Source organism: Nodosilinea sp. AN01ver1, from assembly GCF_050565655.1.
Lineage (GTDB): Bacteria > Cyanobacteriota > Cyanobacteriia > Phormidesmidales > Phormidesmidaceae > Nodosilinea.
On record NZ_JBNXVS010000086.1, the window covers coordinates 1 to 11,494 of the forward strand.

9 protein-coding genes and 3 pseudogenes are annotated in these 11,494 nt (G+C 50.5%); 2 read left to right on the plus strand and 10 right to left on the minus strand.

All coding sequences use genetic code 11. The features are described from left to right. Window positions 1-209, plus strand: a pseudogene (locus ACQ4N7_RS29295) (IS256 family transposase); the annotation flags it as partial. Here the strand turns inward: ACQ4N7_RS29295 and ACQ4N7_RS29300 are convergent. From ACQ4N7_RS29300 to ACQ4N7_RS29330, 7 genes and pseudogenes are all read right to left on the minus strand, one after another. After that, a complete protein-coding gene (locus tag ACQ4N7_RS29300) occupies window positions 148-774 on the minus strand; it encodes a Swt1 family HEPN domain-containing protein (RefSeq protein ID WP_430714967.1) in 627 nt (208 codons plus the stop codon). The pseudogene ACQ4N7_RS29295 and the gene ACQ4N7_RS29300 overlap by 62 nt on opposite strands. 234 nt (window positions 775-1,008) lie before the next feature. Beyond that, window positions 1,009-2,901: a GmrSD restriction endonuclease domain-containing protein gene (locus ACQ4N7_RS29305; RefSeq protein WP_430714968.1), complete on the minus strand. Its 1,893-nt coding sequence runs from the start codon at window positions 2,899-2,901 to the stop codon at window positions 1,009-1,011. 54 nt (window positions 2,902-2,955) lie between these two features. Continuing rightward, on the minus strand, window positions 2,956-4,059 hold the full coding sequence (locus ACQ4N7_RS29310) for a YcjF family protein (RefSeq protein ID WP_430714969.1): 1,104 nt from the start codon (window positions 4,057-4,059) through the stop codon (window positions 2,956-2,958). 280 nt (window positions 4,060-4,339) lie between these two features. Then, window positions 4,340-4,756 (minus strand): type II toxin-antitoxin system VapC family toxin, encoded by a 417-nt coding sequence (locus ACQ4N7_RS29315; protein ID WP_430714970.1) that lies wholly within the window; start codon window positions 4,754-4,756, stop codon window positions 4,340-4,342. Next, window positions 4,753-5,046 carry a hypothetical protein gene (locus ACQ4N7_RS29320; RefSeq protein ID WP_430714971.1) on the minus strand — a complete coding sequence of 98 codons (294 nt, stop codon included), beginning with the start codon at window positions 5,044-5,046 and terminating at the stop codon, window positions 4,753-4,755. The genes ACQ4N7_RS29315 and ACQ4N7_RS29320 overlap by 4 nt, the downstream gene beginning before the upstream one ends. A gap of 105 nt (window positions 5,047-5,151) precedes the next feature. Continuing rightward, window positions 5,152-8,100: pseudogene (locus ACQ4N7_RS29325) on the minus strand (DUF1156 domain-containing protein). Window positions 8,101-8,415: 315 nt separating this feature from the next. After that, the gene (locus ACQ4N7_RS29330; protein ID WP_430714975.1) at window positions 8,416-9,342 is read right to left on the minus strand and encodes a pentapeptide repeat-containing protein; all 927 of its coding nucleotides are present in this window, start codon (window positions 9,340-9,342) and stop codon (window positions 8,416-8,418) included. Between the two features lie 17 nt (window positions 9,343-9,359). Between ACQ4N7_RS29330 and ACQ4N7_RS29335 the strand changes: the two genes are divergently transcribed. Then, complete coding sequence (locus tag ACQ4N7_RS29335) at window positions 9,360-10,034, plus strand: hypothetical protein (protein ID WP_430714972.1); 675 nt, start codon at window positions 9,360-9,362, stop codon at window positions 10,032-10,034. Here ACQ4N7_RS29335 and ACQ4N7_RS29340 read toward each other — a convergent pair. The 3 genes and pseudogenes from ACQ4N7_RS29340 to ACQ4N7_RS29350 form a co-directional block, all read right to left on the minus strand. Then, the gene (locus ACQ4N7_RS29340) at window positions 10,031-10,363 is read right to left on the minus strand and encodes a hypothetical protein (protein ID WP_430714973.1); all 333 of its coding nucleotides are present in this window, start codon (window positions 10,361-10,363) and stop codon (window positions 10,031-10,033) included. The genes ACQ4N7_RS29335 and ACQ4N7_RS29340 overlap by 4 nt on opposite strands. A 95-nt stretch (window positions 10,364-10,458) precedes the next feature. Further along, the gene (locus tag ACQ4N7_RS29345; RefSeq protein WP_430714974.1) at window positions 10,459-10,767 is read right to left on the minus strand and encodes a hypothetical protein; all 309 of its coding nucleotides are present in this window, start codon (window positions 10,765-10,767) and stop codon (window positions 10,459-10,461) included. 233 nt (window positions 10,768-11,000) lie between these two features. Then, a pseudogene (locus ACQ4N7_RS29350) lies at window positions 11,001-11,372 on the minus strand (DUF3883 domain-containing protein); the annotation flags it as partial. Window positions 11,373-11,494 lie beyond the last annotated feature (122 nt).

Below are 11,494 nucleotides of genomic sequence, written 5' to 3' on the forward strand. Positions count from 1 at the left end.
TGCGCCTCAGAACTGACAAGACCCGAGGCTGTGTCTCCAAGGACACTATCTTGGCACTGGTGTTCAAGTTGGTTGAGAGTGCCCAAAAGAACTGGCTCAGGATCCGAGGCTTCAAACACCTCGCCGATGTGATTGAAGGAGTTCCGTTCAAAGATGGATACCGGGCTGATGACAACGCCGATATGACCCAGATGCAGGATGCCGCCTAGATCCTAGCCATACACCAGATTTGACAATATCTCCATCGGGGTGGGGGGTGGCGATGTCCCGCCAAGGTTTGAGCCCCGCTAGGGGTTGCCCCTCGGTGGTGGCGGTGGCGGCGCGACGGGTCGCTTTGCGGGCCTGCTCTTCAAACCGGGTACGGAGAAGTTCGTAGCGCTGCTTTTCGAGTTCTTCGCCTTCGGGGGCAGAGAGGGCAGAGAGCAGGCGGGCAATGCTGTCTAGTGCTCTGTAGGCATCTTCGGTAGAGAAGGTCGTGGTGTGAGCCCAGGTATTGCGAATATCCTGGCATTCTGAGAGCAGCGATCGCTCAGACTTGCCCAGGGTTTTACGAAATACATCGTTCCACTCGTTCCACATCACCTTCAGGGCCGAATAGAGGTCGTTCTTAAGCACCTCATCGGCTCTTTCGTTTTTGTGGTTGAGGTAGGTGGCGGCTCTCACTGGCCAGTGCTGGCCGTAAGTGGCCTGCATTTCTCGCTCCAAGTAGGGGTATACCCCCGTTTGAAGCAGTTGAAGCGCCCGCCCGACCCGTTCGTGGTTGCTGATAGCCATAGTATGTTTGCTGCTGAGTTGTGGGGGTTCTGCCCCCTATGTTGAGCTTGTGGAACGATTTCAGCTTGATTTGTTGAAGTTTTTTACCCTTGCTTCATTCTTCCCAGGGATTGAAAGAAAGTCAGCAAAATTACTCATGGCCTTAACCTTAAGGCTTTGAAAGTGTCTGGACAAAGCTGTTGAACGGTTACCCCTGCTACTGAGTCAGGAAACTCCTGCGGAAGCCTGTATGGCTCAGCCACTAATCTGTGCCATTGCTGGTTGTCGGTCAACCGTTGGGGAGCTTTCAACCTCTTTGTAAACCTCCGCAGCGCTAAGCTGGCGTCCGTCTATCAGTTTTCTGACAGCAGCCATAACCAATTCGGCCCGCTTTTGGATGAAAGCTTCGAAGTCTTGCTTCAATTTAAGATTTTTCTCCTCTTCTGATAGCCTTTCGTAGCCGCCGTTGGCTAGCTCGTCAACGGGAATCAGGTGAGATTGCAAGCGATCGCGCACAATTTCTTCGGAGACCCATTGGAAGCGCTCTTTCAGGTACACCAGCGGATCTTTTCGCCCAATAGACATGTTGGTTTTGTCCTTAATCAGAGCACAGTTCAGTGCCAGGAAGCTTTCTAGACCAGCTTCTTTCAACAGGGCGTCAGGGTAAACATGGTGGTAGTGTCGTTCACCAATATTCTGAGCATTCAGTTGTTCTGCGGTGAAGAAGTCTAGTGCTCCTAAACGACACATAACGGCTAGAACACCGCGTCCACGAATGGTGGTGCGCTTGGGCCATTCAGCAGTGGTTAGTTCCTCGGCTTCGACCAGAGAGTGATTGGCGAAGATAGGGACATCAGCGGTGGTGTAAGGACTGCCATCGGGTTTCTGCTTGCCCGTGATGATAGCTTTCAGCACATTAAAGTCGGCGAAAGCGTGGGTAGCAGCGGAGTTCTCGTAGCGATCGCTAAAGAAGCCGTACCACATGTATTTCCTCAGCAGCAGTTCGTCTTGCCCTCGCTTGTCTCCAGATTTTGGGATGTTGGCATAGAGAGCGGCGATGACGGCTAGGACAGCGTTGGTAGGTAACCGTTGGTCGTCGTAAATGCCTTCGCCATTGAGGAATTGAGCCATTAGGCTCAAGCCTCGCTCCAGGCTGCTCCACTGCTCGACCATGCGAGTTTTATCCATGTCCCAAGCTCCCCGCTGGTTGGGGAGATTGCCCTGTAGCAGTGCCGATGTCGTCAGAATCAGGCTAGATAGGGAAGCGTAACGACTGATGGCAGGATGTTTTTGGTGGAGGTCAGCCTCTAAATCGTGGAGAGATTGCCCCATAGCGCTTTCTACTTCGGCCACGATGATGTCGTAGGTGGAAAGGGGCTTGCTGTTGGTGTTCATGTTGATGAACACGTTGAGGGCCACGGACTTATCGGTGTAAGTCGGCAAGGACAGAAATGGTAGGTTGTAGTTGGCGATCGTGGAACGCAACTCTTGAACTTTGGCTCTTAATCGTTCCTTGAGGGAGAAGAACTGCTCGAAGGCTTCCACACCTGCTTCAGCAGAAGGTCTTTGAAGAGCTGCATTTAGCCAACCATCAATTTCGTCCTGAATATTATCGGGACGCAGCAAATTAATTGGGATCAAGCCCCTTTCCAGAGTCCTCGCCGGATTGTCACACCATAGCGGGTATCGCTTTCCGTCTTGCTGCTTGATGTATCGTCCTCGCCAGTAGATTGACAAGTCATCTCGCTCTTCGTCTTTGTCGTAGCTGTCGAACTCCTGGAGATAGACGTAGTAGGTCTCCCACTGATAGTTGTTGTGGAATGCTCGCCAGAGAGCCGTCAGACGTTGCTGCCCATCCAGCAGGTGTTCCTGCACTTTGTTGTGGGTAGCGGGTGCAGTCTGTAGGTAGCGAGAGATGAATTTTTCCTGGTCGCCGACTTCCAGTATCAGGGTGATGCCCAGGGGCAGGTTGTGGATGACGGTCTGTAGCAAGCTGGCTATTCGATGGTTATCCCAAGCTTCAAATCGTTGAAATCGAGGGAGTTTGATTTCTCCACCTAGAATCTTGGTATACCATTCGCTAATTTTACGGTTACGGGCTTCCACAAAAATTACCTTGAGTGAGTTTAATTTAGATTCAGATGGCATCTCTGGCCACTCTTCGGAATGCTTTATGACATCCCTAATTTTTAATAGAGGGCGTTACCTACTGCTAGCGAGCTGTAGGTATTTGGACTTGAAAGCCTCTGCTACTTCATCAGATGTGGGAGGTTCACCATCTTTGCTGACAAACAACATGACTAAAACAGCAATGTAAGTCTCTCCGATAGCCGTGGTGAGTGCAGCGGCTGTAGTAGCGGCGATCGCACCTCCGGCGACAGAACCTGCACCGGGAATCATTTTTAGTAAGCCAGACACAATTGAACGCCCGGCTAAGGTGCCTCCGGCTCCGGCAAGGACGCTGCCGACCAGGGTACTGAGGAAGCTTTTGTCTACTGGTAAACCAAAGGTTGCTGATATACCCGCCAACATTCCAATTTGGATAGGGACGATCGCGATCGCATCCGAAAATGGTATGGGGACTGCCGCTGTCCCGGCTGCGCTAATGGCCGATCCGGCTACGATGGTGTGGGATTGTGTTTTTTTTAACTCGATGTCAACTTTTTGTGCCGCCGTAAAGGCTCTTTTTCGGCCTTCTGGGACGACCTGCATGGTTAACTCGACCAGTTCATGCAACCCCTTTGGCGGCAATACGATGTCGTCATCGAGTTCTTCCTGAATGGCGCGTACTCGAACAGCATTGGTCACTTCAGGTAGAATTTCCAGTATTGTGGCACGGAAGCCTTTGTCAGACCTGGCTTTGGTGATTACAACGATGACAGGTATGTTTCGGTCAACCAGCATTTTGACGAGTTCTTCCTCGGCGGGCTCTACCCGTCGAAAGTCTTCAGCTATACAAATCCACGCTACGTGAACATGTTGGTTGGAATCGGGACTTTTGGAACGCTCTGACACAAAGGACTTGAGCGCCCCTAGGGTCTCGGAAAAGTCCGCCATTTCTAAGCCCCGAGTATCAAATATGGAAAGGGGAACCCCTTCTTTTTTGATTTCTCGCGTGTTTTGGGTAACGGGACGTCCCTGACCAGTCGTCGCGAAGCTGCCCTGGAAGACAGAGTTGATCAGCGTGCTCTTGCCGACGCCAGTGCGTCCGGCGATCAAGATATTGACGTGTCCACGCTCTCGCAAGGCCTCGTTGAGGGCGGCCTTGACTGCGGCCTCAAAATCAAAGTCTTCCGTCACCGTCATCGCCTCTCTCCGCTCCGTGTGATTGATAGCTTGCCGAAGCTTGTTCCCTTAGGAGTATCCCCAGAACGGGGGCAGCTGCTAACAGACCTGCCAAAATAGGTGGGCATTGGATAAATTCGCTTAATGAAATGATGGTTTCTTGACCGCTCCATTCCACTAATTCGTTCTACACAGGCTGAAATCTTTGCCAGGAAGGATGAGGGTAGATCTCCTGCACTTCTGCTTCGTGTTTTTGCCGTACTCCTCTCTGACAACACCGACTGATAGAGATTTGGACAAGCTAAATCGGCAAGCGAGTAAAGCCCATCTGGGAGAAGTGATGTTCGAAGGTGAAAACCTCAGTTAGCCGGTGCTGTTTCATGACGACGTAGGAAGTGCAGTCTGTGAAAGACCACTCTTTGTCAGTGTTGAACTGCTCAAATACTTCCCAAGAGGATTGGGCGATCGCATCTGAAATCCAGACAATTCTCAACAGTCCTTTAGCAACCAGAATATCCAGATCCGCTTTGAAGGATACGGTTTTGGCATAGCCAGCATGGAGTAACAGCAGGGTGTACAGTTCATCCAGGATGTAGTTTGTCGATACCAGGATATGCCCCTTCATTTGTTTGTTGAAGGCGACGGCACTGGCATGGTTGTCGTCATCCCGATCGGCTAAAGCGGCGAAGGCACTGGTATCGACAAACAGCCGGTTCATTGAGGTTTAGCGTAAAGATAACGATCGTGTTTGACGGACGGGTTCTCTAATTGACCCGACACCGCATTATCTCCCAAAGATTGCCAAACTGCCCAGGCATCTTCGTCGATTGGTTCTTCTAAGGCTTCATCAGAGAGAATATCGGCGGTTTCTTCTGGTTCTGACGGATTAGATTCGTCAGGGGATGGCTGAAGAAGGAGTTGGTTTAGGCTTTCAATGAGCAACTGTTGCTCGTCTCTGGGGAGAGATCGCACAACCTGAATGATGGAGTTTACGAGTTGCGTGTTCATGGCCAGTTCTCTCAGAGTGCCTGTTCTACAGTTTAAGCGTTAACAGATTTTCTCTTTGCTCTCTCGGTCGCTATGGTTGAAGTTCACCCCAGAGGCACGGAGAACTTACAAGAAACTCCCCTGCACTTCGGATGGCCCAGACTCTGCAGCGAGGCGGGTGAGTTCGGGCCAGGCGATCACCAGGCTGTTGTAGGCGACGCCTTCGGCAGCCCAGCCTTTTCGGTCGCAGATGGTGTAGAGTCGGTAAGCCAGGTCGCGGGCGTTTTGGCCCTGGTCGCCCAGGCGGGCCAGCAGTTCGGCGGCGACGAGTTCGCCCTGGTCGAGCAGTGTGCGAATCAGGTGCTGGGCGGCTTCCCAGTCGGGGGTGCGGCTGTCGGCTTCGGGCTGCCAGGTTTGGGGCAGTTCATCGCGTTTGAGCAGGCGTACTTTGCCGCTTTTGGCGACGAGTATGCCAGCCTCTTCCATGCCTTTGACGCTGGTGTTGCGGGCGGTGGAGAGGGTTTCGGCTTCGCCGTAGGGGCCATCGGCGTACTGGTGCTGTTCAAACCAGGTGAGCGCCCAGCGGGTATCGCGGTCAAACTCGCCCTCTTGCTCGGCGAGAAATTCGTCGAGGGTTTGGTTGATGAGTTGTAGGGCGGTGCGCACGCGCATGGGGGCACCGTCTGACTCTAGAACAGCGGCGTATTTGGAGTAGATGGCCATGCCGGGGCCAATACTGGCCTGGGCCAGGTCAACGGGGGCGATGTTGCCCTGTTGCAGGGTTTTGAGGGCTTTGGGCAGTTCACGCTTGAGTTCGTTGAGAAACTGGCGACGGGTGGCTTTTGGGGCATCGGTGGGGCGGGGACGGCAGACGAGGACGATGGAAGAGGCGAGAGCGTTTGTGCCACTTGCAATCATGCGATTGCTCAACTCACTTCGCATGGGCCAGGTACCGTCAATACTAAAATCTGCTTTTATTAAACCTTCCAGCATAGTTTCCCAGCCAGTTGAGGCAACCAATCCATCATTTTTTCCTTGCTGATCTGTTTCAGCTTGTTTAAAAGCATAGTAAACAGAAAAAGGAAAATCTACATGAGAGATTGAATGTATGCGGTTGAAGGCGTTGCCTAATCCCTCCTCAAAGAAAATTTGAGCCTTTTCTTTGCTTCCATTAAATCGATAGGGAAAAGCAACAAGTTCCTGAATCTTAGGAGCGAGCAAAGTACTACAAAGTTCGGGGTAAATAAAGCCGATAGAGCGTTGCAGCCAGATATAAAAAAGTCGGCCAGATCGGCATAACTTATATTGTCATAGTAGGGAGGATCAGTAGAGATAAGCTTTGGAATTATGCCATTTTTATGCTGTGTGGTTGCCTCATGTTGAATAACTATTCCTTGACTCGAAGTGGTTTGCTCCTTGACAACGCGAAGCATATTGTTCAAAGTAGTTGAATAATCGCCTGCCGCTCCATTAAATACATTCGATTCAGCGTAATCCCAAACCATAGGCAAAGCTTGCCTACCAAAAGTTGCTATGGCTTGATCCATACTTGGTTTCCATCGAACTAATGTAGTTGAGGCATCTGCCAATTTGCTTACTGCCATTCCTAAATAAGTAGCGATAGCCTCTACATAACCTTGATCTCCAGTTCCCCCCTTGGACAGTGGCACTTCATCGTGTGATAGGTTCGCCAATTTAGTATCATGCATTGCCTGATTTTTGGCACTCATCACTAAGTCACTAAGGGTTGTCAATGCGATCAATTGACGATTGGTGAAAAGATCTCCATAAGTGGTCATGCCATAAGTTGGAGGTTTAATATCACGTAGATTTTGACCTGCAACGGCAGCCTCTGGCTTCCATGAAGGTTTATCTTTAGATGCAATATTTTCTTGATCTTTGATAGGCGGTAAATAAATCCGTCCCCTAGTACCCTCGGCTACTATGGCCATTAATTGGTGCCCAATGCGTCCTACACGGCCCTCTTGACGCACAAATTCTAATGGTACAGGTGTGTTGCAGGCTAAACATCTTGCTCCCTTCCGCCCTACTGTTTCCTGAGGAGCCTTTCCTTTTCCAGTTCTCACTCCAAAATTGACTTGTGGTCGTATAAATGTTTGTTCAATCTCAGGCTCTACCCAGGCTTCTTTTCCCTTCTTTGTTGAGAGCTGAAAACTCCGCACCAACGGCATCTCACACCCACAGGCCGGATTCGGACACTTCACCGTTCTTGCCCAAATCCATGCAATTACTGTAAGCTCTTCAACCTTAAATTTCTTTGGATTTGACAGTTCTGCTTCCGTCGCATGGCGGTAGTTGCCATCTTCCTCCCGCACCACCTTCACCTTTGGGTACAGGTGCCCAATCCGCTTAAACGCCTCATCCCGCATCCACTTGCCGTAGTACCGCACATCCGCCGCCAAGCCCTGCGCCCCCTTCCACGACTCCAACGTCGCCCGCTTGCGGTCTTCCGGGTTTACCGGAGGCATATCCTTAAACTTGGGCGGTATCTCAATCAGCGCCTTATTGATCAGCACCGCCACCGGGTTTAGGTCGCTGGCATGGGCCTCTAGCCCCAACCGCTGCGCCTCTAGCGGTATCGAGCCACCCCCAGCAAAGGGGTCATAGACCGGCGGCGCATACTTAGCACTCCCGCACCGCATCGGGCTGGGTCGGCGGGTCTTCTCCCCGGCCCCAGGCCAGCGACCTAGCAATCTCCCGCTGCCCCTCATCAATCACCGCCGGGTCTTTAATGTCATCCCACGACACCAGACCCCGCACCACCTGCTTCGTACCGCTCCGGGTCTCCTCAATGGTGATGCGCCCCAAAATATCAAACAGCCGCTGCCGCTCCCGCGTCTGGTGGTCTTCAGTGGGGAACTTCTCTGGCCAGCTTGAGGGGTCATCCACCAGCGACGACCACAGCACCGCCCGATATGCCGCCAGCGGTCGCCGCGCCCACCACAGATGCAGCGTACTCGGGTGCCCATGGCGAATCGACTTCTCCCGCGCCGACTCCATATTGATGGCCTCTAGCGGCAGAGCGACTTCGATCAGCTTCTTGCGATAGGTCATGGGGTAGAAAATGAACGGTACAGACGATGCTTTTGATGATCTCCATGTCGGTGGTTAGTTTTCACCACCAGGGCATGAAGACCGTCAAGGGTTTCGCCTACTTAAGCGTGTCTACCCCAGAGTAAGCCAGGATTTTGCGAACCGCCGCAAAAGGCAACAATCATGAACGTTTGCGGGTTCTGAAGTATAAGTCTTATACCGCTTCGTCAAGTCTCCTTGTGACAAAAGGGAACTTTGGGTGACAACTGTCCCCAATTGGGACGCTCCAGGTGGTAAAGCATGGGCCACACAGTTTCTAGCGCCAGGTAACATTTCTTAAGGACTGGAGCGTATGCCAAGCAACCGCTTCAGTTCATCGCTGTAATGAATAGATGGATCTTGCCAGTCGCGGGCCATCCGTATCTCGTTTGCATCTACGAAAGTTACCCCAAGGAAGCTGGATCCCTTCAAGTCTGCCCCAGCAAACTTAGTGCCAGCCAAATCTGCCCCCTGGAAAATAGCCCGTTGTAGGTTAGCCCCTCTCAGGTCGGCTCCCGCTAAATGGCTATGGGATAAATCAGCCCCTTGTAAATTGGTACCTCGAAGCCTTGCCTTTGTGAGCCACGCTCCCTCTAGCACTGCATCAATGAGATTAGCACCAATCAAGTTTGCATTTTCCAGGTGGGCGTTGGTCAGATCAGCTTCCTGAAGATTAGCTTCCCAAAGCCTTGCATTTGTCAGGACAACTGCCCGTAACTGGGCTTTGTGGAGTTTGGCAGCCGTAAGATTTATGCCCTGCAGGTTAGCTCCTTCCTCGATTTCCAGGCATCTAATATCCTGCCCATCCCGCGCTAAGTCTTCGAGAGCCTGAATGCGGGCAAAGCTGGTACCACTACCTTTAGCTGAGTCGACGACCTGATGCGCTTCGTAATGCGATCGTTTGCGACTCTCTGTAAAAACCAAGACCATGGCAATGATGATGCTGATTCCCTCTATCTGGCCTGCTATAGCTGAACCCTCCAGAGATTCAAGGGCACCACTGATAAGGGAGGATTTGGTTTTCAACCATTCCTCAAGGCTTGGAACAGCTAGCAGTATGCCAAAAGCTGCTATTCCAAATAAAAAGTACCTCAGGAACGGTCTGGTCCAGATCCACAGACGGCGGATGCTCTTTATTAGACGCCTCAACCAGCTTTTGTGCATGTTTGGTACTTGATGGAGAACAGCTTGAATTATCATTAGGATAATTTTTCTGTCCTGCACTTCTACCAAAAAATACCATGGGTGCTTTGGGAATTGTCACGACTACCGGCACTGCGCTAGCGCTAGTGGTGGGCTGGGTAGCTTTGAAGCGATCGCAAAACAATAGTAAAAGACTGAGAAAATTAGAGGAGAGACTTCAAAACTTTAATGCCGTAGAAGATGAAACCTTTCGGGAGCTTCGACAATTATTAAATGGACTAGAAGCGAAAGTAAAAGGCCAAGAGCAAGACAAAAATGGGAAACAAAGCCCGACAATGATTAATTCCAGTCTGCATGGGAAAGTCGCCTTGCTACTGGATTCCCTATCAATTACCGAGGAAGATAGAAGAGCTGATAAGCGTGTGAGCAACTGGTTATACGATAACCAGACTGAGATTAGTCAAAGTGTAGCTAAAAAGGTGTTAGAGAAAAGCCCAGATCATATAAGCCAAACTGAGAATTTCTCTGACGAGATCTCCACTTGTATTGCCATGACAGCAGGTATGATTCAGATAGATCATCCGGATGGGCTTCAAAAAGTTTGGAGCAGACTTCCAAGACACGCTTTGCCATCATCATTCTATCTTCTCGCCCTGCAAGAGATCATTGCTCTAACTCAGTCAGAGCAAAGTCTACCCAGCGAGGAAAAGACAATTATCAAAAAGTATTTTGAAGCTCTAATAGCTTATGGCAATAACAACAGAGGAAGTTAATAGCTGCCAAAACCCAAGGTGTCTACAAGCCTTCTTAGTCTAGTCCAAATCTCAGCTTTCAAGGAAGGATTCGCCTTGCAATAGAACCTGTTCCTCTCAATATCAATAATCAAGTCAGCAATTTGCTCCTTGTCGGCGGCTAGTAAGCCTCTCCGCTCATCAACCCAAGATTCGATAGCAATCAGCGATTGTTGGACGTCTTCAAAGGTGCTGCGCGTATAGTTGTTGCCGATGCTAGCACTAGCATCAATGACCCGAAGTGCTGATTCTAGCTCAGCTAGCATTGCCTCAACCTGATTGAGAAAACCATCCATGTTAGACTGTGGCATCGCCAATTCCCTAGCAAAGCTAGGCTTGCATGTACACAGTCTTTATCCGCGGTAAGCAGTTGGCCTTCAGGACGAAAGCAAAAGAATAAAGTAGACTAAAACAAATCTTTAAGGAATCTATGGGTTAAAGGAGGCTGCTCATGCCTGGCCTTCATTCGATTTTCATGAAGATTTAATTCACGCTCAATGATTTGATCAGCTAGTTGCTCTCGCTCACTTTTTAGAAAGTCTTTCCTATATTTGATCCAATTCTGAATCACAATTAAGGCATCGATCACTTCGACAAGTGCTTTGCTATGAGCGGGTTGGGTTTCCAGATCTGCTAGTTCTTGCACAGATCCAGCTAAGCCTTCAAATGTGGCTTCAACTTCGTTGAGTAGTCCTTCAGTTCTGTTCCCACTCATACTGATTTTCTCCGCGTTTAAACATGTTTTTTTTGCGTAAAGTTTGTGGGAGATGAGCACCTGGCAAAACTAAAATAGTTCATAAGTACCAATTTAATGCAAACGAGGCGGATTAGCAATACATTTGTTCTAATTTAATATTTGGTTATTGAAAAGCATAAACCTTGGCATTGGATTCTTGGCCCCTACCTCTGCAACACATAGAGAATGAGAATCATACTCACTGCTTTGCATCAAGACGGATGTTGTCCCCTCTGCCACAGTTCTTGCCAGTTATAATTCACGCTGGTGACGCCAAAATCTGGCTCCTTCTGAAACGGCTGCCGCACATAGCGCACCACGCAGCCCTCCCCATCCCCAGCGCTGTAACTACCCTCCGTACTCCGCACCCGAAACGCATCCCCCGCCCCAAACTCCTCTGATCTTGGCACCTGCACCAGCGCCAAAATAAACGCCTCTGGCTGGTTCAGCGCTGTGATGATTTCATTTTTCGTCACCGTCACCGTCTCAGCCCCAGCGATGCGGCCCTTGACCTCAATAAACTGCAGTCGCCCGGTCGTAGGGTCACGAGACTCAATGTCATAGCCCAGCTTCTCTCGGCTAATACTAAATCCGACTTGGCTACCCCTGAAATGGTGTAGGATTAGGGAATGCCTAGACCCCTCCATCTCGAACCTCATTTTTCAGCCGACGAGCTTAAAGCGCGGTATCGCGCAAGCGGTGACCC